This is a genomic window from Thioalkalivibrio sp. ALJ21, from assembly GCF_000378605.1.
In the GTDB taxonomy this organism is placed as follows: Bacteria; Pseudomonadota; Gammaproteobacteria; order Ectothiorhodospirales; family Ectothiorhodospiraceae; genus Thioalkalivibrio.
In genome coordinates this window covers 892,531-912,912 of sequence record NZ_KB905155.1, presented here as the reverse complement: position 1 = coordinate 912,912, position 20,382 = coordinate 892,531, and the positions used below count along the sequence as shown (strand labels likewise).

Genomic DNA, 20,382 nt, shown 5'->3' with positions numbered 1-20,382 from the left:
GTCCTATGCTATAAAGCGCGCGCCTCGCTGGCAATTCGGCGGGGTCGGGAGGCGGCCGGAAGCCGGCGGTCTCGCGGAACCTTAATCCACACACGCATCGACACGGTCTGTCGGGTGCCCGCCAGGAGGCTTCGGTCTCGTGCTCGGGTTTCAGATCGGGATGCGTGGAGGCTCAACCCGTTACAGGAGAAACCTAATGTCCCTCGTGACTATGCGACAGATGCTGGAAGCCGGTGTGCATTTCGGCCACCAGACGCGTTACTGGCATCCCAAAATGGCCCCGTACATCTTCGGGGAACGCAACAAGATTCATATCATCAACCTCGAGAAGTCCCTGCCGATGTTCAACGACGCGTTGAACTTCCTCGGCAAGATCGCCGCAGACGGCGGCAAGATCATGTTCGTGGGCACCAAGCGCTCCGCGCGTGAAGTGGTGGCCGAAGAGGCGCGCCGTTGCGGCATGCCGTTCGTGTCCCATCGCTGGCTGGGCGGCATGCTGACCAACTTCAGCACGGTCAAGCAGTCGATCAAGCGCCTGAAGGACCTGGAGACCATGGACGCCGATGGCAGCTTCGAGGTGCTGAACAAGCGCGAAGCGCTGACCCGCCGCCGCGAGAAGGACAAGCTCGAGCGCAGCCTGGGTGGCATCAAGGACATGAACCGCATGCCGGACGCGATGTTCGTGATCGACGTCGGCTACGAGAAGATCGCCGTGGCCGAGGCCAAGAAACGCGGTATCCCGGTCGTGGCGGTGGTCGATTCCAACCACTCGCCGGAAGGCGTGGACTACGTGATCCCGGGCAACGACGACGCGATGCGTGCGATCCAGCTGTACGTGGCTGCGATCGCTGACACGATCATCGAGGCCAAGGGCGCGGTGACCACGGGCGGCGTGTCCGAGGACGAGTTCGCGGGTGCGGATGCCGCTGCCGGGGGCAGTGCCGAATCCAGCGAGGCGGCCCCGGCCAACCCGGCCTGAGTGGGCATTGGGCCCGGTGCGCGATACCGCGCCCGGGCCACTTGAACCAGAGAGCCGGCCCCGGTTTGCTGCGTGGCCGGCTCGATTGACGAATTTTTCAGGAGTACATCCCGATGCAGATTACTGCTGCCCAAGTGAAAGAACTGCGCGAGCGCACCGGCGCCGGCATGATGGAGTGCAAGAAGGCACTGACCGAGACCGGGGGCGACCTGGAAGCCGCCGTGGAGGCCATGCGCAAGTCCGGCATGGCGAAGGCCGACAAAAAGGCCGGTCGTGTGGCGGCCGAAGGTCGCGTCGAGATCGTCAGCGAGGGCAACAAGGCCGTGCTGGTCGAGATCAACTGCGAGACGGACTTTGTTGGTAACGACGACAACTTCCGTGCCTTTTCCGCCCAGTGCGCCCAGATTGCCCTGAGCTCCGGTGCTGGCGACGTGGAAGGCCTGATGGCCGAGACCGTCGATGGCCAGACCCTCGAGGAGCACCGCACCCAGTTGATCGCCAAGGTCGGCGAGAACGTGCAGGTGCGCCGCTTTGATCGCCTGCAGGCCGAAGACGCGCTGGGCTTCTACCAGCACGGCACGCGCATTGGTGTCGTGGTCAGCCTGAAGGGTGGCGACGAGGCCCTCGCGAAGGACGTGGCGATGCACATCGCGGCCTCGAAGCCAGTGTGTGTGGACGAGTCCGGTGTCCCGCAGGACCTGCTGGACAAGGAACGCGCGATCTTCAAGGCGCAGGCCGAGGAATCCGGCAAGCCGGAGAACATCATCGAGAAGATGATCGAAGGCCGCATTCGCAAGTACCTCGCCGAGATCACCCTGGTCGGTCAGCCGTTCGTGAAGGACCCGGACCAGACCGTTGGCCAGTTGCTGGAAGCGAAGGGCGCTTCGGTTACCGGTTTCCTGCGCTACGAGGTGGGCGAAGGCATCGAGAAGAAAAAAGAGAACTTCGCCGAAGAAGTGATGGCCCAGGCCCGCGGGGCCTGATCCGCCGAATCGCTTTGGCGTAGACTCCCGATGCGGGCGCAGGACGCGCCCGCATCGCTCGCCGGCCGGCAAGCACGGCCATTGATGACAGGTGCAGGACCCGAGCCCGATAAAGGAGCCCAATGAGTCAGGACAGGCAGCCCGCGTACAGGCGCATCCTTCTGAAGTTAAGCGGGGAGGCCCTGATGGGCCAGCAATCCTATGGGGTGGACCCGGATGTCCTGGCGCAGGTCGCCGAAGAGGTGTCGGAGCTTTCGAGCATGGGTGTCGAGGTCGGCATCGTGATCGGAGGGGGCAACATCTTTCGTGGCGCCGGTCTCGCCCAGGGTGGCATGGACCGGGTTACGGGTGACCACATGGGCATGCTGGCAACGGTCATCAATGCCCTGGCCATTCAGGATGCGATCGAACGCGCGGGTCGTTTCTCGCGTGTGATGTCGGCCATCCGCATCAATCAGGTTTGCGAAGACTACATTCGCCGCCGCGCCGTGCGGCATCTGGAAAAGGGCCGGATCGTGGTGTTCGCCGCGGGAACCGGCAACCCCTTCTTTACCACCGACTCCGCCGCTTCGCTGCGCGCCATCGAGATCAATGCCGAATTGATGATCAAGGCCACCAAGGTGGACGGGGTCTATGATTCGGACCCGATGACGAGCAAGGATGCCCGCCGTTATGAACGCCTGACGTTCGACGAGGCGCTGGAACGCCGTCTGGGTGTAATGGATACGACCGCGCTGGTGATGTGTCGTGACAACGGCCTGCCAATCCGCGTGATGAACATGTTTGCAAAAGGGGACCTCCGCCGGTTGGTGATGGGCGAGCCGGTGGGAACCCTGGTCGAGGGATCCCGAGATGACTGACGCCACGATCAAGGACGCGCGCCAGCGCATGGACAAGAGCATCGAGGCCCTGCGCAACGAGCTGGCCAAGATTCGCACGGGTCGCGCGCACCCCAGTCTGCTCGAGCATGTGCATGTCGACTACTACGGCATGGAAGTGCCGATCAATCAGGTCGCGAACATCAACGCCGAGGACTCGCGCACCCTGGCCGTGGTGCCATACGAAAAGGACATGGTCGCGAAGGTGGAGAAGGCGATCATGACCTCGGACCTGGGTCTGAACCCGGCGAGCATGGGCACCGTGATCCGGGTGCCGCTGCCGGCGCTGACGGAAGAACGCCGCCGTGACCTGGTCAAGGTGGTCAGGGCCGAGGCCGAAAATGCGCGTGTTGCGGTGCGCAATATCCGCCGCGACGCCAACAACACCTTCAAGCAGGCGGTGAAGGACAAGGAGGTCTCGGAAGACGAAGAGCGCAAGGCACAGGAACAGGTGCAGAAGCTCACCGACGACCACATCGCGAAGATCGATGCATTGCTCGAGGACAAGGAAGCCGAGTTGATGGAAGTCTGACCGGCCATCCCCGTATGCCGGTTTCCTCCGCCACCGACCCCGCGCTGCCCGGCCACGTTGCCATCATCATGGATGGCAACGGGCGCTGGGCCCAGGCCCGTGGGCTGGACCGCTCCGAAGGCCATCGCGAGGGTCTGGAGGCGACCCGCCGGGCGGTGCGTTTCTACGCCGAACACGGTATTCAGTCGCTCACGGTATTTGCGTTCAGCAGCGAGAACTGGGGTCGCCCCCGCGCCGAGGTCGAGGCGCTCTTTGAACTCTTTGTCACGGCTATCGAGGGCGAACTGCCCGAGCTGGTCGAGCGCGGCATTCGCCTGAGATTCATCGGCGATCGCGCCACTTTTCCTCCAACGCTACAAACCCGTATGTGCGAGGCCGAAGAGGCCACCGCGGGCAACGAGGGGATGTGCCTGGTGGTTGCACTGGGATACGGCGGCCGCTGGGACATCCTGCAGGCGGCCAGGCGGTGGGTGGCCAGTGGTGGCTCGGAGGCCGATGGTGATGCCGAGGCCGCTTTTGCGGCCGAGCTGAGTACAGCCGGTCTGGCCGACGTGGACCTGCTGATCCGCACCGGCGGCGAACAACGCATCAGCAACTTCCTCCTGTGGCAGGCGGCCTACGCCGAAATACTGTTCATCGAAACCTACTGGCCGGATGTTGGCGTGAAGGACTTCGAGCGCAGTCTGGCCTGGTATGCCCAGCGCCAGCGGCGTTTTGGCCGAGTGTCAGCCGGGGCCTATTCAGCGACCGAGGCCCCCGGTGCTTAGAACCCGGGTAATGACCGCCGCGGTGATCGGGCTGCCCGCGCTGGCACTGATCGCGTTCGGGCCCAACTGGGCGGTGCTGGCGTTGATGGCTTTGGGAATTGGGCTGGCCACCTGGGAGTGGGGCGAGCTGACCGGACTGCACGCAGCCTGGGAACGCGCGGTGCTGGTGGTGCTGGTGCTGACGCCACTGGTGGCCTTGGGATTGACGCTGGCGCAGCCCGTGCATCTACTGGTTCTCCTGTTTGCGGTTGTCTGGTGGCTGCTGATTGTGCTGGCACTACCGTTTTACCGCTCCGGGATCGACGAGCGTGGGCCGCGCCCCAAGCTGCTAACCGTCGCGGCGGTGTTGACGCTGGTGCCCGCGGGTATGGCCATCGTCTGGCTGCATGCGCTGGCACCCTGGCTGGTGGTGTACCTGATCGTTCTGGTGGGCTTTGCCGATACCGGTGCCTATTTCGCCGGAAGGGCCTTCGGGCGCACCGCACTGGCTCCGCATATCAGTCCGGGGAAGACCCGGGAAGGTCTGCTCGGCGGTCTGGGCGCCGTGTTCGCCTTGGCCGTGGTGGTGGCCGGTGTCTGGGGGCTGGCGCCCATGGATGCGCTGGTGTTCGTGCTGCTGTCGATCCTGATTGCGCTGGTGTCGGTGGTGGGCGACCTGTTCGAGAGCATTCTCAAGCGCCAGGCGGGTGCGAAGGACAGCGGTTCCTTGCTACCCGGTCACGGGGGTATTCTGGATCGCATCGACAGCCTGATCGCGGCGGCCCCGATCTTTCTGGCCGGCTTGCTCTGGCTGGCCTTGTTGCCCGTCCCCGGGGCATAAAGAGTCGCAGGTAACACGTTATGAGCCCCACGCGGATCACCATACTCGGTTCCACCGGCAGCATCGGCGTCAGCACCCTGGATGTGGTGTCGCGCCAGCCGGACCGCTTTCACGTCTACGCGCTGACCGCGCATCGCAATGTCGAACGTCTGAAAGCGCAATGTCTGCAGGTGCGACCGCGCATCGCCGTCGTTGCCGAAGAGGACGCCGCGAGCGCGCTTCAGCGCGAACTGGAGGCGGCCGGTTGTCCCACGGAGGTGCGGGCGGGGCCGGAAGCACTGGCCAAGGTGGCGGAGGCGCCGGAGGTGGACGCCGTGATGGCTGCTATTGTCGGCGCGGCCGGGCTCCTGCCGACTCTGGCGGCGGCCGAGGCCGGCAAACGTGTGCTCCTGGCCAACAAGGAGGCCCTGGTGATGTCCGGGGCGCTGCTGATCGATGCGGTGCGCCGTTCCGGGGCCTGCCTGCTGCCGATCGACAGCGAACACAACGCCATTTTCCAGTGTCTGCCGACGGGTTATGTCTGCGCGGACGAGGTTACGCCGCATGGCGTCGAGCGCATCTGGCTGACCGCCTCGGGTGGCCCGTTCCGCGACCGGCCTCTCGATACCTTTGGCGACATCTCGCCGGACGAGGCCTGTGCTCACCCGAACTGGGACATGGGGCGCAAGATTTCGGTCGATTCCGCAACCATGATGAACAAGGGCCTGGAGGTGATAGAGGCCTGCTGGCTGTTCGCGGTTCATCCCTCGGCCATCCAGGTCGTCCTGCACCCGCAAAGCATCGTGCACTCGATGGTGGCGTATAACGACGGCTCGGTGCTTGCCCAGATGGGCAATCCCGATATGCGCACCCCGATCGCGCATGCCCTGGCCTGGCCCGACCGGGTGGAGTCCGGTGTTGCGCCACTGGATCTTCTGGGTGTGGGGCCGCTGGAGTTTCGCGAGCCGGAGGCCGAACGGTTCCCGGCCCTGGGGCTGGCCTACCGAGCCATGGAGCAGGGCGGTACGGCTACCGCCGTGCTGAACGCGGCGAATGAGATCGCGGTAGAGGCCTTCCTGTCGGGCGGCTTGGCCTTCAGCGACATCACCGTGGTCATCGAACGGACGCTGGACGCCCTGCCGACGCAGCCAGCCGACTCCCTGGAGCGCGTCCTGGCGGCGGATGCCGAGGCACGCGCCCATGCCGGTAGCGAGATCGGGCGTCTGCAGCGCCGGGCGGTGTCATGACGCTGTTGACCAGTCTGCTGGCGTTCGCCGTGGCCATCGGTGTGCTGGTGACGGTGCACGAGTACGGGCACTATCTGGCGGCGCGTGCGATGGGGGTCAAGGTCCTGCGGTTCTCGGTCGGGTTCGGGCGGCCGCTGTTGAGCCGCCGGATCGGACGGGATCGAACGGAGTTCGTCGTGGCGGCCCTGCCGCTTGGCGGGTACGTGAAGATGCTCGACGAGCGCGAGGGCGATGTGGCGCCCGAGGAGCGGGATCGCGCCTTCAACAACAAGGGCCTGAAGGCGCGCACGTTTATCGTGTCCGCCGGCCCGCTGGCGAATTTCCTGTTCGCGATCGTTGCTTACGGTGCGATGTTCATGATTGGCGTGGGCGGGGTGCGACCGGTAGTGGGCGACATTACCGCGGACAGCCCGGCGGCGGTCGCGGGCCTGGAGCGCGGCGAGGAGATTCTTGCGGTCGACGGGCGCGCCGTGCGGGACTGGGAGCAAACGAACCTTCGGCTCCTTGACCACGCCGTACGGGGTGATACGGTGCCGGTTCTCGTGCGCGACCGCGATGGCCGCGAGGTGGAGCGCACGCTGGATCTGCGCGATCGTCAGGCGATCCTGGGCCAGGGGCAATTCCTGGAGCAGGTGGGGCTCGCGCCTTATCGCCCGGCACTGGTGCCGCGCATCGGCCAGGTCGAGTCGGGCAGCCCCGCGGCGACGGCCGGGCTTGAGCCCGGCGACCGCGTGCTGACCGTGGACGGTGACCCGATCGACGACTGGAACGACTGGGTCCGCCGCATTCAGGCGAGCCCGGAGCGTGAACAGGTCGTGCAGGTGGAACGTGGTGACCAAACGGTCGAGCTGAGGGTTACGCCGGAGGCAATCGCCACCAATGGCGAGACCATCGGGCGCATCGGTGCGGGGGTGGATCCAGACCAGCCCGCGGCGCGCGAGATGGCGGTGCTGGTGCGCCAGGGCCCCGTGGAGGCGCTGGTTTCAGGGGCGGCTCGCACCTGGGATGTCTCGATTCTGACGGTCGGCATCCTCTGGCGTATGGTCACTGGCGAGGCGTCGGTCAAAAACATCAGCGGACCGGTTACCATAGCCGAGTTTGCGGGCACCACCGCGGTGATCGGGATCTCGGCCTTCCTCGGGTTCCTGGCGCTGGTGAGTGTGTCGCTGGGGATCATCAATCTCTTGCCGATCCCGCTGCTCGATGGTGGCCACCTGCTGTATTACGCGGTGGAGGCGGTTAAAGGGAGCCCGGTGTCCGAGCGCGCCCAGATCATCGGGCAGCAGTTCGGCATCCTCGCGATCGCCGGGTTGATGTTGCTGGCCCTCTACAACGATTTGACACGTCTGTTCGGGTAACCCCGAAACAGCCCTTCTGAATTGGCGGAAAGCATGTCGCGAAACAGCTTGAGAGCAATAGCCCTGGTCGGTCTCCTGGGTCTGGCAGGTACGGCCTGGGGACAGACCTACCAGATCGAGGATATCGAGATCGAGGGGCTGGAACGGATTACCGCCGGTACGGCGCTGAGCTATCTGCCAGTCGAAGTGGGCGACACCTTCGATGAAAGCCAGAGCCCGGACATCATCCGCGAGATGTTCCAGACGGGGTTTTTCGACGACGTGGAGATTGCCCGGCGCGGGAACGTGCTGGTGGTGATTGTCTCCGAGCGTCCGGCCATCAACGAGATCAACTTTTCCGGGAATCGAGACATTCCGGACGATGGCCTGCGCGAGGCGCTTGAAGCGGCCGGGCTGCGCAGCGGGCGCGTGTTCAACCGCACGATGCTCGACCGGATCGAGAGCGAGCTGCGTCAGCAGTACTTCGCGCGCGGCCGCTACAACGTCGAGGTGGATGTGGAGATCATCGACCTGCCGCGCAACCGCGTGGATATCGAGATCGATATTGCCGAAGGCCCTGTGGCGCGTATCCAGCAGGTCAATGTGGTGGGCAACGAGACCTTCACCGACCGCGAACTGACCCGCCGTTTTGATTCGGGCGTACCCCGCTGGTGGGCCTTCTTCAGTCGGCGGGACCACTATTCCCGCGAGAAGCTGTCGGGTGATCTGGAGCAGCTGCGTTCGCACTATCTGGACGAGGGCTTTCTCGAGTTCGATATCGATTCCACCCAGGTGACCCTGACGCCGGACCGCCGCGATCTGTTCATCACGATAAATGTGGACGAGGGTGACCGCTATACCGTCACCGGATTCGACCTGGCGGGCGATTTCGTGGTCTCGCGGGACGAGTTGGAAGAGCTGGTCGAGATTGATGTAGGTGAACCCTTCTCGCGCAGCCAGGTGACCGAATCGGCCGAACGCATCACGAACCGTCTGATGCAGGACGGCTATGCATTCGCCAACGTGAATCCCGTGCCGGATGTCGACGAGGACAGCCGCGAGGTCGATATCACCTTCTTCATCGACCCAGGCCCGCGTGTATACGTTCGTCGCATCCAGATCACCGGTAACGAGAATACGGAGGAGCGCGTCTATCGCCGCGAGCTGCGGCAGATGGAGAGCTCCTGGTACAACGGGGCCTTGATCGAGCGCTCCCGCGTGCGGCTGCAGCGTCTGCCATTCGTGCAGAGCGTGAATGTGGAGACGCAGCGGGTCCCCGGTACTGATGACGAGGTGGACCTGAATATCACGGTCACCGAGCAGCAATCCGGTGCGTTGACGCTCGGGGCGGGTTTCTCGCAGAACCAGGGCGTGCTGCTGACGGCCGGGCTGCAGCAGGACAACTTCCTGGGCACCGGGAACCGCTTCAACGCGGAGATCAGCACCAGCCGGGTGAACCAGATCTTCCGCATGAGCGTGACCAACCCGCACTACACCCCCGCCGGGGCCAGTCGCGGGTTCTCCGTCTTCTACCGCAAGATCGACGCCGAGCGGGCGAATATCTCGCGCTACTCCTCGAACCGCTACGGGTTCGACGTGAGCTACGGGATCCCGCTGTCCGAGTTCGACCGGATTCGGATCGTGCCCGGGTACGAACACATCGAGATCGACACGGTAGAGCGTGATGGACGGCGGGGAAGCCCGGAAGAGATCTTCGCCGAGATCGACGAATTCGGCAGCTCCGCCAATTTCTACAAGATCGAGACGAGTTATATCCACGACACCCGAGATCGCACGACATTCGCGACTCAGGGTCGGCGCCACCGCATTGGTTTGGAACTTGCTGTGCCCGGCAGTGACCGAGAGTTCTACAAGCTGACCTATTCGGGCGAGGAGATCTTCCGCCTTTCGGATCGGTATTCCTTCAGCCTCTCTGGCGGTATCGCCTACGCGGATGGTTACGGCGGCTCCGAACTGCCGTTCTATGAACGCCTGTTCGCCGGCGGTATCCGTTCGGTGCGAGGCTACGAGGACAATCGCCTGGGCGACCAGCGCGAGCTGCGCGAGTTCGACGGCGAGTTGAGACCCGCCACGCGTGATTCGAACGACGACCCGTATGGTGGCCGGTTCCGCACCACGATCTCGGGCGAGCTGTTCTATCCGTTGCCCTTTGCGGCCGACAACGATGCGGTGCGCATGAGTACCTTTGTCGATGCAGGTAATGTATTCAACGATCCGGGTGACTGGGACGTCGGCGAACTGCGGGCTTCCGCGGGGTTTGCGATAACCTGGTTCTCGCCGGTGGGTCCGTTGAGCTTCAGTATTGCGGAGCCGCTGAACGACCAGCCGGAAGACGATATTCAGCGCTTCCAGTTCCTGCTGGGGGCGTCCTTCTGAGCGTAAGGAGCAAGAAACGATGAGTCAGCGCAGTGGGACCATGAAGGGCGGCGCCCTGGCGCTGTCCGCCGTGCTGTTGTTGGCTGGCTGGCTGGCCCTCCCGGCACAGGCCGGGGCTCAGAACGTCGCGTTCGTGACGATGAACCGCATTCTGGAGGACTCGCCGCAGGCCGAGCAGGCTATGCGCGAGCTCGAACGTGAGTTCTCCCCGCGTGACGCCGAGCTTGTGGCCGAGCGCGAAGAGCTGCAGCGCATGCGTGACCGGCTGGAGCGCGACGGGGACATGATGAATCCCTCCGAGCGGGCCGATCTGGAGCGGGAGTTTTCCCAGCGGTCGCGAGAGTTCCGGCGCGCCCAGGAGAGCTTCAGCGAGGACCTGAACGTGCGCCGTAACGAAGAACTCTCGCGGCTGCAGCGGCGGATCAACGATGCAATCGTGGAACTGGCGCGCGAACGCGAGATCGACGTCATCCTGACCGAGCGCAACGTGCTCTACGCCAGCGACCGGGTCGACATCACGGACGATATCCTTGCCGCAATGCAGCGCGACGACTGAGCGGGTGATTACCACCGGTGAGCTCGCCGAGCATCTGGACGGCGAACTCACCGGGTCGGCGGAGATCCCGTTGCGAGGCCTGGCGACGCTCGCCCAGGCCGGGCCAGCGGATGTGGCTTTTGTGACGAATCCCGATCGCTATCGCAATGCCCTGGAGTCGACCGAAGCGGGCTGTGTTCTGGTCCCCCGGTCGGGTATCAAGCCAGTGGCCACGACTGCGCATGCATGGATTGCCGTCGACAACCCCTATCGGGCCTATGGGCAGGTTTCCCGTTGGTTGGCTGCCGGTCGCCGGGACGCCGTTCCCGGAGTGGACGCAAGCGCGCGAGTGCATCCGGATGCGCATCTTGCCGCCGATGTGCAGGTTGGGCCCGGCGCGGTCGTTGGCCCCGGATCGCGGGTTGGTGCAGGTTCGGTGATCGGCGCAAACAGTGTGCTGGGGGAGCGCGTCGAGCTGGGGGAGGGGTGCTACCTGCATCCCCGCGTCAGCCTGCTGGATGACGTGAAGGTTGGCAAACGCGCCATCATCCACAGTGGCGCGGTACTGGGCGCGGATGGGTTCGGATTCGCACCTGGCCCGGATTCCTCCTGGGAGAAGATCGAGCAATTGGGAGATGTGCGCGTGGGCGATGATGTGGAGATCGGTGCGAACTCCACCATCGATCGCGGATCGCTTGAGTCCACACGGATCGGCAACGGGGTCAAGATCGACAACCTCGTCCATGTTGCCCATAACGTTCAGATTGGCGACCATACGGCCATTGCGGGTTGTGTGGGGATTGCGGGCAGCGCACGCATCGGGGCGCATTGCGCCATTGGGGGCGGGGTCGGAATTCTCGGCCACCTGGCGATCGCCGATCGGGTGACACTGCACGCGATGACGCTCGTCACGCGCTCGATTGATCAACCGGGGGAGTATGCATCCGGTGTCCCTCACCAGGATGCCCGGCTGTGGAACCGGATGCTGGCACGGCTGCGTCGGCTCGCCCGGACACGGGATGCGTGAGTCCCGCTTGTGTTGGAGTCGTCCTTTGGTCTCGGCTCGTCAGAATCAACAAAAAAGGAATGCCGCGTGGATGACTTCAATGTCCAGGAGATCATGCGCTATCTGCCGCATCGATATCCGTTTCTCATGGTCGACCGGGTGCTGGAATGGGAGCCCGGCACCTATCTGACCGGTATCAAGAACGTCAGTATCAACGAGCCCTATTTTCAGGGGCACTTCCCGATCAAGCCCGTGATGCCCGGCGTCCTGATCCTCGAGGCGCTGGCGCAGGCCACCGGCCTCCTGGCGTTCAAGACCGAAGAGGCGCGTAACGAGAACCAGGACAAGCAGCAGCTGTACCTGTTTGTCGGCATCGACGAGGCACGTTTCCGGCGCCAGGTGGTGCCCGGTGACCAGCTCCACCTGCGTGTGGATCTCAAGCGCACCATGCGCGGCATCTGGCGCTTTGACGCGGTTGCTCGTGTGGGCGATGAGGTTTGTGCCACGGCGCAGCTGATGTGTTCCGGGCAGGAAATCCCCTCGTGATCGACCCTCGGGCCGACGTACACCCGAGCGCGGAGCTGGACTCCTCGGTCGAGGTGGGGCCGTTCAGCGTAATCGGTCCGAATGTGCGGATCGGGGCCGGTACCCGCGTGGGTCCGCATGTGGTGATCCGTGGCCCGACCGAGATCGGTCGCGAGAACCGCATCTTCCAATTCTCCTCGATAGGCGAGGAACCGCAGGACACGACCTACAAGGGCGAGCCGACGCGGCTGGTGATCGGGGATCGCAACGTGATCCGTGAATCCGTCACGCTGCACCGGGGCACGGAGAAGGGGCTCGGCGAGACCGTGATCGGACACGACAATCTGATCATGGCCTACGTGCACATCGCGCACGACTGCACCATCGGCAACCAGATCATCTTCTCCAACGCGACCTCTCTGGCGGGCCATGTCGAGATTCAGGACAACGTGACGCTGGGGGGGTTTACCCTGGTACACCAGTTCTGTCGCGTGGGGACCTTTGCCTTTACCAGTATGGGCGCGGCGCTGAACCGCGACCTGCCGCCCTACTGCCTGGCCAGTGGCAACTACGCGCGGTTGATCGGGATCAACAAGGTCGGGCTGCGGCGCAACGGTTTCTCCAACGAGGCGATCCAGGCGCTGCATCGGGTCTTTATCCTGGGCATGCGCGGTCGCGCGGGTCGCGAGCGCCATCTGGAGACGATGTTCGACGAGACCGAGGTCCCGGAGGTGCGCAACTTGATCGGGTTCGTGCGTAACAGCCAGCGCGGCATACTTCGTGGCGGGCGGCCGCACTAGGGAAACGCTGATCCCCGAGGCCGGATTCAACCTTGGGACAGATGCCCCTGGCTGAGCAGTTCCTGCGCCATCTCGGCGATACGGCGGTCGGCCCCGCCGTCTCCCAGACGTTCACGGATCGAGGCCAGGGACTCCCGCATCGCGCCGAGCCGCTCCGGGTGTCGCAGCAGGTCGAGCGCGTCCGACGCGAGGCGTTCGGGGTTCGCCTGGCGCTGAAGGTATTCGGGGACCAGTCGTTCGCCCGCGACGATGTTGACCAGGGCGATATTCTCCAGGCGGACCAGGCGGGAAAAGACCGCGTGGCTAAGCCCTCCCATTCGGTAGAACACCAGCATGGGCGCCTGGAGCAGTCCGGCCTCGAGCGTGGCCGTGCCCGAGGCAATCAGCAGCAGATCGGCATCCGCCATCAGCGCGTGCGTGCCATCCTCGCCCGAGACAAACGAGATCGGCAGGCCGTCGCGCGGCGCCAGTGCGTCCAGGCGCGACGGGTCCACACCCGGGGCCAGCGCGACCACGAAGCGCAGTGCGGGCTCCTCCCCGTGCATCCGTCGCGCGGCCTCGACCAGGAGCGGCCAGTGGCGCTTGAGCTCTCCGCTGCGGCTGCCGGGCAAGAGCCCGATCACGCGTTCATCTTCGGCGACGGCGATCCGTTCCGCTAACGGTACGGTGGGGTCCTGGACCCGGTCCACCAGTGGATTGCCCACGTAGCGCACCGGGACGCCGGCACGTTCGTAAATCTCGGTTTCGAAGGGAAACAGCACCGCCATCGCATCGACGCACTGCTGAATCCGGCGGATGCGCCCGGATCGCCAGGCCCACAACTGGGGGCTGACATAGAACAGGACCGGGATACCCAGGCGTCGTGCATGTGCCGCCAGGCGCAGGTTGAATTCGACGTAGTCGACCAGGACCAACAGGTCCGGACGGTTGTGCTCCAGGTGGGTACCCATGCGCCGGAACAGTCGGCGCAGGCGCGGGTAGTTCACCAGGACGTCGACGAGGCCGACGACCGCGAGTTCCTCGACATCGATTAGCGTCTCGACACCCGCGTCACGCATCTGCGCGCCCCCCATGCCGGAGTAGCGCACTTCGGGCTCCAGGGTCGCCAGTTCGCGTACCAGCCCGGCACCCAGGGCATCGCCGGAGCTCTCTCCGGCGCAGATGACCACGTGGCGTTCCATGGGGCCGGGTCTGTCTCGGCGCTTAGGCGAGGGCGTGCCGGATGGTGTCGCAGATCATCTCGATCTGGCCGTCCTCGAGCTCGGGGAACACCGGAAGGGACAGGCAGCGTGCAGTGACGGACTCGGTGACCGGAAGACTCGTCGGCAGATTCGGGAGATCCGCGAAGGCCTTTTGCTGGTGCAGCGGCACCGGGTAGTAGATCGCGTGCGCAATCTCGGCCTCTTTCAGGGCCTGCATGATCGCGTCACGGTGATCGGTCAGCAGCGTGTACTGGTGGTAGACATGCGTGCCGATGCCGTCCTCGTGCGGGGTCTGAACCGGCAGGCCCTCCAGGCCCTTGCGGTAACTGGCGGCGACGCGCCGGCGCTGGGCGTTGTAGTCGTCGATGTGCGGCAGTTTCACGCGCAGTATCGCCGCCTGCATCTCGTCCAGGCGGCTGTTGTAGCCCACCTCGTCGTGGTAGTAGCGCTCGCTGGACCCGTGGTTCCGCAGTCGCTTCAGGGCCTCGGCGGAGGTCGGGCAGCTGGTGGTGACCAGGCCGCCGTCGCCGAAGGCCCCGAGGTTCTTCGAGGGGAAGAACGAGAAGCAGCCAAAGGCATTGGCGGACCCGGTCTGCGCGCCATCGATGGCGGCGCCAAAGGACTGGGCGCAATCCTCGACGATCAGGAGCTTGTGGCGTTCGGCGATGGCCTGCAGGCGTGGCAGGTCGGCCGGCTGTCCGAACAGGTGCACTGGAATGATTGCCTTGGTGCGTTCGGTGATCGCCGCTTCGACACGCTCCGGGTCGATGTTGAAGGTATCGGGATCGATGTCCACGAACACCGGATCGGCCCCCACATACCGAATTGCCTCGGCGGTGGCAATGAAGGTGAATGGCGTGGTGATCACCTCGTCGCCCGGCCCGATGCCCGCGGCGGCCAGGGCCAGATGCAGCGCGTCCGTGCCCGAGGCGCAGGTGATCGCATGCTCCACTCCGAGATAGCGCGCCAGCTCGTCTTCCAGCGCCTGGACATTGGGACCGAGGATATAGCGGGCCCCGGCCAGGACCTCCTGCAGCGCGGCATCGATTTCGGGACGCAGGCTCTGGTACTGGCGCTGCAGGTCGACCATCGGGATCACGGCTTGACTCCTGTGCGGGTGTTGTCGAGGTGGCTGTGGGGGCCGTCGGCCTGGCCCATCACGTTGAGATTCTGATAGACGAGCTTCGTGATCTGCTCGGCGGTGGCCAGCGCCCGCTGACCATCGCGGCCGCTGACCACGACCGGGCCTTCGCCGCGCACGGCGGCCACGAAGGCGCGGATCTCGGCGAGCAGGGCATCGGCCTCGTCGAACACGCTCTCGTCCCTATGGATCTCCGGGGCACCGGTCTCGGGATCGGGCGCGCCGATTCGGTTCAGCGAAAGGATACGGTTCTGAAAGTCCACCGAGGCGTAGGCGTGCGACTGGAAGATGCGCATGCGGCGCTCGGACTTGTTGCTGACGCGCGAGGAGGTGACGTTTGCGACGCAGCCGTTGGCGAACTCCAGACGGGCGTTGGCAATGTCGATGTCCTGCGTGAGCACGCGGGCGCCGGAGGCACGGACCTCGGTCAGCGGCGAATCCGTCAGAGACAGGATGATGTCGATGTCGTGGATCATCAGGTCCAGTACCACGGAGACGTCGGTCGCGCGGGGCTTGTAGGGCGCGAGGCGGTGCGATTCGATAAAGCGCGGATGCAGCGGATCGTCGGTCAGCCGGCGCAGGGCGGCATTGAAACGCTCCAGATGCCCGACCTGTAATACCACGCCCTTGGCCTCGGCCAGCTGGTTCAGGGCCTCGGCCTGCTCCAGCGTCGCGGTGATCGGTTTTTCCACCAGCACATGGCACCCGGCGTCGAGAAAGTCCCGCGCGATGTCGTAGTGCAGCGTGGTTGGCGCGGCGATCGAGACCGCATCGACCTGGCCGAGCAGCTCGCGGTGATCGGTGACCGCGGCGCAGCCATGTTCGGCGGCGACACGCTCGGCGGTGGCGGCATCGGCATCGGCTACGGCGACCAGTTCGGTCTCGGGCAGGGCGGCGTATTTGGCGGCATGCCATTTGCCAAGGTGACCGACGCCGATCGCGGCGCAGCGCAGGGGATTCTGAGACATGGGCGGGCTCGAGGTTCGTGGGGCGTGTGCTAGGATTTCCGGCGCTATTGTAACGGATCGCCCGGACCGCGCATGTCCGCGATCCATTCCCGCTACTGTCCAGGGAAACACAGGTTTCAGTGTTTTCCTGGTGTCCAGGCCCGATCGGGGGTTCGATGTCCGCAAACAGGGTGGCAAACGCTTGGGTCGCGGGCGTCGACGAGGTGGGGCGTGGCCCGCTGGCGGGGCCTGTGGTGGCGGCCGCGGTGATCCTGCCGGAGGGTTTTGAAGCACCGGGGCTGACCGATTCCAAGAAACTCTCGGCCCGGCGCCGGCAGGCGCTGGATGTCGAGATTCGCGAGCGGGCGGTGGCCTGGGCGCTGGGGCGGGCCGAGGCGGCCGAGATTGACACATTGAACATCCATCGCGCGACTCTGCTGGCGATGCAGCGCGCGGTAGTCGCATTGTCGCAGGCGCCCGATCACCTGCTGGTCGATGGCCGCTTCACGCCCGATGGCCCCTGGAGCGCCGAGGCGATCGTCGGGGGGGATGGCTCCGTAGCCGCAATCAGCGCGGCCTCGGTCATCGCCAAGGTGGCGCGTGACGCGGAGATGACGGCCCTGCACGAGCGCTACCCCGACTACGGCTTTGATCGCCATGCCGGCTACCCGACGGCTTATCACCGCGACGCGCTGGCGCGCCTCGGGCCGTGTGTGGAGCACCGTCGCAGCTTTGGGCCGGTGGCACGCGCGCTGGCCGCTGTTGCGGGGGAACAGGCATGAGCAGCGAATGGCACGACCCCGGCTTTGTGCACCTGCGGGTGCACTCCGAATACTCCCTGATCGACGGGCTGGTGCGCCTGAAACCGCTGGTCGCGGCGGTCGCGGAGAAGGGCATGCCGGCCGTCGCGGTGACCGATCACTGCAACCTGTTCGGGCTGGTGAAGTTCTATCGGGCGGCCATCGCCCAGGGCGTGCAGCCGATCATCGGGGCCGATCTGCTGGTACGGGATGCCCGCGCCGACGGGAGCGTGGCGCGCATCACCCTGCTCGCGCAGAACGACCCCGGCTATCGAAACCTGACTCGACTGATCTCTCGGGCCTGGCAGGAAGGTCAGGAAAAGGGCATCCCGCGGATTGACGCCGAATGGCTGGACAGTGCGGCCGAGGGCCTGATCGCGCTGTCGGGTGGCATCGATGGTCTGTTCGTGAGTGGCTCCGGGGTCGCGCGCGCGCTGACTCACGATGATCTTGCCCCCTGGGTGAAGCGTTTTCCCGGGCGCTTCTATCTGGAGCTGACGCGCACCGAGCGCCCGGGCGAGGAGGCCTGGATCGAGCAGGCCCTGGCGGCGGCGGAGCAGTTCGAGCTGCCGGTGGTGGCGACCAACGACGTTCGTTTCCTAAAAGCCGAGGATTTCGAGGCACACGAGGCGCGTGTCTGTATCCATGACGGCACAACGCTGGATGACCCCTCGCGCCCCCGGCGTTACTCCGAGCATCAGTACCTCGCCACCCCGCAGGAGATGGCGGAACGCTTCTCGGATATCCCCGAGGCCCTGGCGAACTCGGTCGCGATCGCGCGGCGCTGCAGTGTGAGCCTCACGCTCGGGGAGTCGGTGTTGCCGGATTTCCCGGTGCCGGAGGGATACACGGTCGAGGATCACCTGCGCGAGACCTCGGCGAAGGGGCTCGAAGCGCGGCTGGAACGTTTTCAGTTTGCCGAGCGCTCGGAGTACGAGGAACGCCTGAAGCTCGAACTGGACGTGATTTGCCAGATGGGTTTCCCCGGCTACTTCCTGATCGTGGCCGACTTTATCCAGTGGGCAAAGGACAACGGCATCCCGGTGGGGCCGGGGCGTGGCTCGGGTGCGGGTTCGCTGGTGGCCTATGTGCTGGGAATTACTGACCTCGATCCATTGCGTTACGAGCTTCTCTTCGAGCGGTTTCTTAACCCTGAGCGCGTCTCCATGCCCGACTTCGATGTCGATTTCTGCATGGAGAAACGCGACGACGTGATCGACTACGTGGCCGAGCGTTACGGGCGCGACAAGGTCTCGCAGATCATCACCCACGGCACCATGGCCGCGAAGGCGGTCGTGCGCGACTGTGGCCGCGTACTGGGTTATGGCTACGGATTTGTCGACCGTATCGCCAAGCTGATTCCGTTCGAGCTGGGCATGACACTGGGCAAGGCCCTGGCCGAGAGCGAGGACCTGAAGGCGCAGTACGACCAGGACGAGGAGGTGCGAGGGATCATCGATCTGGCGCTCAAGCTCGAGGGGCTTACGCGCAACGCGGGCAAGCACGCCGGCGGCGTGGTGATTGCACCGTCTGCGCTGACCGACTTCTCGCCACTGTACTGCGAAGACGATGGCGGGTCGCTGGTGACCCACTTCGACAAGGACGACGTCGAGGCCGTGGGCCTGGTGAAGTTCGACTTTCTGGGGCTGCGCACACTGACGATCATCGACTGGGCGGTCGAGAACGTGCGCAAGATGGACCCGGAGGCCCGCATCGACCTGGATGCGGTCCCGCTGGATGACCCCGACACCTTCAAGCTGCTGAAGGCCTACCAGACCACCGCGGTGTTCCAGCTGGAATCGGGCGGGATGAAGGACCTGATTCGCCGCCTGCAGCCAGACAGCTTCGAGGACATCATCGCCTTGGTGGCCCTGTACCGTCCGGGCCCGTTGCAGTCCGGAATGGTGGATGACTTCATCGACCGCAAGCACGGCCGCGCGCAGGTGGAGTACCCGCATCCGGATCTGGAGCCGATCCTGCAGCCGACCTACGGGGTCATCCTGTACCAGGAGCAGGTCATGCAGATCGCCCAGGTGCTGGCGAACTACACCCTGGGCGGCGCCGACCTGCTGCGACGCGCGATGGGCAAGAAAAAGCCCGAGGAGATGGCCAAGCAGCGCCAGATCTTCATGGAGGGTGCTCTTGGGCGCGGGGTCGAGGAGAGTACCGCGACCTACATTTTCGATCTGATGGAGAAGTTCGCCGGCTACGGCTTCAACAAGTCGCACTCGGCTGCCTACGCCCTGGTCGCCTACCAGACTGCCTGGCTGAAGGCGCATTATCCGGCGCCGTTCATGGCGGCGGTGCTGTCCGCGGATATGGACAACACCGACAAGGTCGTGGGCCTGATCGAGGAATGCCGGAATATGGGTCTGGAGGTCCTGCCGCCAGATGTGAACCAGTCGGACTACCGTTTTACCTGCCTCAATGCGCAAACGGTGGTCTATGGCCTCGGGGCGATCAAGGGCGTGGGCGAGTCCGCGATCGACACGCTGCTGAAGGCGCGTGCGGCGGATGGATCCTTCCACGGACTGATCGACCTGTGCCAGCGCGTGGACCTGTCCAAGCTGAACAAGCGGGTGCTGGAGACGCTGGTGCGTGCGGGCGCGCTGGATGCGATCGGCGCGAACCGCGCGACGCTGCTGAACGACATCCCCACGGCTGTCGCCGCGGCGGAACAGACCGAGCGCAATGCGAGCCTGGGCGTGGTCGATCTGTTTGGCGACCCGGCGGCCGCCGTGGTCCCCGAGAGCGAGACCCTCCCGGAGATGGAGGACGACGACCGACTGCGTGGGGAGAAGGAAACACTCGGCTTGTACCTGACCGGGCATCCGGTGGAGCGTTATCGCGCCGAGCTCAAGCGGTTGACGGGCAGCACCCTGGCCGAGCTGGAGGCGAAGCTGGAACAGCGACCTGATGACAGCGGCCAGCAGGGGCGTCGCGGGCGCCAGGAGACGGTGCGCATTGCCGGCCTGGTCGTGGGTGTACGGGTGCGCAACACGCAGAATGGCCGCATGGGCATCGCGACGCTGGATGATCGCAGCGGGCGTGCCGAGATCGTGCTGTTCAACGACGACTTCAATACTTATCGCGATCGGCTGGAGCCGGACACCCTCCTGGTGGCCGAAGGGACGGTAGCGCTGGATGATTATGCTGGCGGCATCCGCATGCGCGCCCGGGCGGTGTATACCCTGGACGAGGCGCGGGCGCAGTGGGCGCGCGCCCTGCACCTGTGTCTGGAAGGGGTGCGTGCCGAGCAGGTAGAAAACCTGCGCGGCCTGATGGAGGAGCATCGCGATGGCCAGTGCCGGGTCCACCTGTGCTACCGGCGGGATGACCTCGAGGCCGAGCTGAGCCTGCCCGAGGCCTGGGCCATCCGCCCGGACGAGCGCCTGCTGCGCAATCTGCAGCAGACCCTTGGGCCGGGTTGCGAGGCCCAGGTCCTGTACGGTCGGTGATTCTGTCGGCTTCTACGATATCGGGCGTTGTGATCAGTAGCCCTGAGCC

General features: G+C 65.1%; 18 protein-coding genes. 15 read left to right on the top strand and 3 right to left on the bottom strand.

Annotated elements, in window-relative coordinates; genetic code table 11:
* The first annotated feature begins 196 nt into the window (after positions 1-196).
* From rpsB to lpxA, 13 genes are all read left to right on the top strand, one after another.
* Positions 197-979: a 30S ribosomal protein S2 gene (gene rpsB, locus F579_RS0104245; RefSeq protein ID WP_019024118.1), complete on the top strand. Its 783-nt coding sequence runs from the start codon at positions 197-199 to the stop codon at positions 977-979.
* Between the two features lie 113 nt (positions 980-1,092).
* Positions 1,093-1,962: a translation elongation factor Ts gene (gene tsf, locus F579_RS0104240; protein ID WP_017926280.1), complete on the top strand. Its 870-nt coding sequence runs from the start codon at positions 1,093-1,095 to the stop codon at positions 1,960-1,962.
* 122 nt (positions 1,963-2,084) lie between these two features.
* On the top strand, positions 2,085-2,822 hold the full coding sequence (pyrH, locus tag F579_RS0104235) for a UMP kinase (protein ID WP_012982884.1): 738 nt from the start codon (positions 2,085-2,087) through the stop codon (positions 2,820-2,822).
* Complete coding sequence (gene frr, locus F579_RS0104230) at positions 2,815-3,372, top strand: ribosome recycling factor (RefSeq protein WP_012982883.1); 558 nt, start codon at positions 2,815-2,817, stop codon at positions 3,370-3,372. The genes pyrH and frr overlap by 8 nt, the downstream gene beginning before the upstream one ends.
* 14 nt (positions 3,373-3,386) lie before the next feature.
* Positions 3,387-4,139 (top strand): polyprenyl diphosphate synthase, encoded by a 753-nt coding sequence (gene uppS, locus F579_RS0104225; protein WP_019024119.1) that lies wholly within the window; start codon positions 3,387-3,389, stop codon positions 4,137-4,139.
* Positions 4,140-4,149: 10 nt separating this feature from the next.
* Positions 4,150-4,959 carry a phosphatidate cytidylyltransferase gene (locus tag F579_RS0104220; protein ID WP_019024120.1) on the top strand — a complete coding sequence of 270 codons (810 nt, stop codon included), beginning with the start codon at positions 4,150-4,152 and terminating at the stop codon, positions 4,957-4,959.
* A 20-nt stretch (positions 4,960-4,979) separates the two neighbouring features.
* On the top strand, positions 4,980-6,185 hold the full coding sequence (gene ispC / locus F579_RS0104215; protein ID WP_019024121.1) for a 1-deoxy-D-xylulose-5-phosphate reductoisomerase: 1,206 nt from the start codon (positions 4,980-4,982) through the stop codon (positions 6,183-6,185).
* Positions 6,182-7,543 carry an RIP metalloprotease RseP gene (rseP, locus tag F579_RS0104210; protein WP_019024122.1) on the top strand — a complete coding sequence of 454 codons (1,362 nt, stop codon included), beginning with the start codon at positions 6,182-6,184 and terminating at the stop codon, positions 7,541-7,543. Before ispC ends, rseP begins: the two co-directional genes overlap by 4 nt.
* A 33-nt stretch (positions 7,544-7,576) precedes the next feature.
* Positions 7,577-9,919 (top strand): outer membrane protein assembly factor BamA, encoded by a 2,343-nt coding sequence (gene bamA, locus F579_RS0104205; protein WP_019024123.1) that lies wholly within the window; start codon positions 7,577-7,579, stop codon positions 9,917-9,919.
* Between the two features lie 19 nt (positions 9,920-9,938).
* The gene (locus F579_RS0104200; protein ID WP_012982877.1) at positions 9,939-10,475 is read left to right on the top strand and encodes an OmpH family outer membrane protein; all 537 of its coding nucleotides are present in this window, start codon (positions 9,939-9,941) and stop codon (positions 10,473-10,475) included.
* A gap of 4 nt (positions 10,476-10,479) precedes the next feature.
* Entirely contained in the window at positions 10,480-11,481 is a 1,002-nt protein-coding gene (gene lpxD, locus F579_RS0104195; RefSeq protein WP_019024124.1) for a UDP-3-O-(3-hydroxymyristoyl)glucosamine N-acyltransferase, read from the top strand.
* Between the two features lie 66 nt (positions 11,482-11,547).
* Entirely contained in the window at positions 11,548-12,006 is a 459-nt protein-coding gene (gene fabZ, locus F579_RS0104190; protein WP_019024125.1) for a 3-hydroxyacyl-ACP dehydratase FabZ, read from the top strand.
* Positions 12,003-12,785 (top strand): acyl-ACP--UDP-N-acetylglucosamine O-acyltransferase, encoded by a 783-nt coding sequence (gene lpxA, locus F579_RS0104185; RefSeq protein ID WP_012982874.1) that lies wholly within the window; start codon positions 12,003-12,005, stop codon positions 12,783-12,785. Before fabZ ends, lpxA begins: the two co-directional genes overlap by 4 nt.
* Before the next feature lie 26 nt (positions 12,786-12,811).
* Here the strand turns inward: lpxA and lpxB are convergent, their stop codons facing one another.
* The 3 genes from lpxB to F579_RS0104170 are packed head-to-tail and all read right to left on the bottom strand — an operon-like array spanning position 12,812 to position 16,096.
* Positions 12,812-13,966: a lipid-A-disaccharide synthase gene (gene lpxB, locus F579_RS0104180; protein ID WP_019584605.1), complete on the bottom strand. Its 1,155-nt coding sequence runs from the start codon at positions 13,964-13,966 to the stop codon at positions 12,812-12,814.
* A gap of 22 nt (positions 13,967-13,988) precedes the next feature.
* Positions 13,989-15,086: a DegT/DnrJ/EryC1/StrS aminotransferase family protein gene (locus F579_RS0104175; RefSeq protein WP_019024127.1), complete on the bottom strand. Its 1,098-nt coding sequence runs from the start codon at positions 15,084-15,086 to the stop codon at positions 13,989-13,991.
* Positions 15,083-16,096: a Gfo/Idh/MocA family protein gene (locus F579_RS0104170; RefSeq protein ID WP_019024128.1), complete on the bottom strand. Its 1,014-nt coding sequence runs from the start codon at positions 16,094-16,096 to the stop codon at positions 15,083-15,085. The genes F579_RS0104175 and F579_RS0104170 overlap by 4 nt, the downstream gene beginning before the upstream one ends.
* A 155-nt stretch (positions 16,097-16,251) precedes the next feature.
* Here F579_RS0104170 and rnhB point away from each other — a divergent pair, with 155 nt between their 5' ends.
* Together rnhB and dnaE are read left to right on the top strand one after the other, a co-directional pair.
* The gene (gene rnhB / locus F579_RS0104165; RefSeq protein ID WP_019024129.1) at positions 16,252-16,857 is read left to right on the top strand and encodes a ribonuclease HII; all 606 of its coding nucleotides are present in this window, start codon (positions 16,252-16,254) and stop codon (positions 16,855-16,857) included.
* On the top strand, positions 16,854-20,333 hold the full coding sequence (gene dnaE, locus F579_RS0104160) for a DNA polymerase III subunit alpha (RefSeq protein WP_019024130.1): 3,480 nt from the start codon (positions 16,854-16,856) through the stop codon (positions 20,331-20,333). Before rnhB ends, dnaE begins: the two co-directional genes overlap by 4 nt.
* Positions 20,334-20,382 lie beyond the last annotated feature (49 nt).

What these genes read in the sequence shown, in the direction of transcription:
- rpsB (WP_019024118.1), top strand. Translation starts at nt 197, where the DNA reads ATGTCCCTCGTGACTATGCGACAGATGCTGGAAGCCGGTGTGCATTTC.
- tsf (WP_017926280.1), top strand. Translation starts at nt 1,093, where the DNA reads ATGCAGATTACTGCTGCCCAAGTGAAAGAACTGCGCGAGCGCACCGGC.
- pyrH (WP_012982884.1), top strand. Translation starts at nt 2,085, where the DNA reads ATGAGTCAGGACAGGCAGCCCGCGTACAGGCGCATCCTTCTGAAGTTA.
- frr (WP_012982883.1), top strand. Translation starts at nt 2,815, where the DNA reads ATGACTGACGCCACGATCAAGGACGCGCGCCAGCGCATGGACAAGAGC.
- uppS (WP_019024119.1), top strand. Translation starts at nt 3,387, where the DNA reads ATGCCGGTTTCCTCCGCCACCGACCCCGCGCTGCCCGGCCACGTTGCC.
- F579_RS0104220 (WP_019024120.1), top strand. Translation starts at nt 4,150, where the DNA reads ATGACCGCCGCGGTGATCGGGCTGCCCGCGCTGGCACTGATCGCGTTC.
- ispC (WP_019024121.1), top strand. Translation starts at nt 4,980, where the DNA reads ATGAGCCCCACGCGGATCACCATACTCGGTTCCACCGGCAGCATCGGC.
- rseP (WP_019024122.1), top strand. Translation starts at nt 6,182, where the DNA reads ATGACGCTGTTGACCAGTCTGCTGGCGTTCGCCGTGGCCATCGGTGTG.
- bamA (WP_019024123.1), top strand. Translation starts at nt 7,577, where the DNA reads ATGTCGCGAAACAGCTTGAGAGCAATAGCCCTGGTCGGTCTCCTGGGT.
- F579_RS0104200 (WP_012982877.1), top strand. Translation starts at nt 9,939, where the DNA reads ATGAGTCAGCGCAGTGGGACCATGAAGGGCGGCGCCCTGGCGCTGTCC.
- lpxB (WP_019584605.1), bottom strand. Translation starts at nt 13,966, where the DNA reads ATGGAACGCCACGTGGTCATCTGCGCCGGAGAGAGCTCCGGCGATGCC.
- F579_RS0104170 (WP_019024128.1), bottom strand. Translation starts at nt 16,096, where the DNA reads ATGTCTCAGAATCCCCTGCGCTGCGCCGCGATCGGCGTCGGTCACCTT.
- rnhB (WP_019024129.1), top strand. Translation starts at nt 16,252, where the DNA reads ATGTCCGCAAACAGGGTGGCAAACGCTTGGGTCGCGGGCGTCGACGAG.
- dnaE (WP_019024130.1), top strand. Translation starts at nt 16,854, where the DNA reads ATGAGCAGCGAATGGCACGACCCCGGCTTTGTGCACCTGCGGGTGCAC.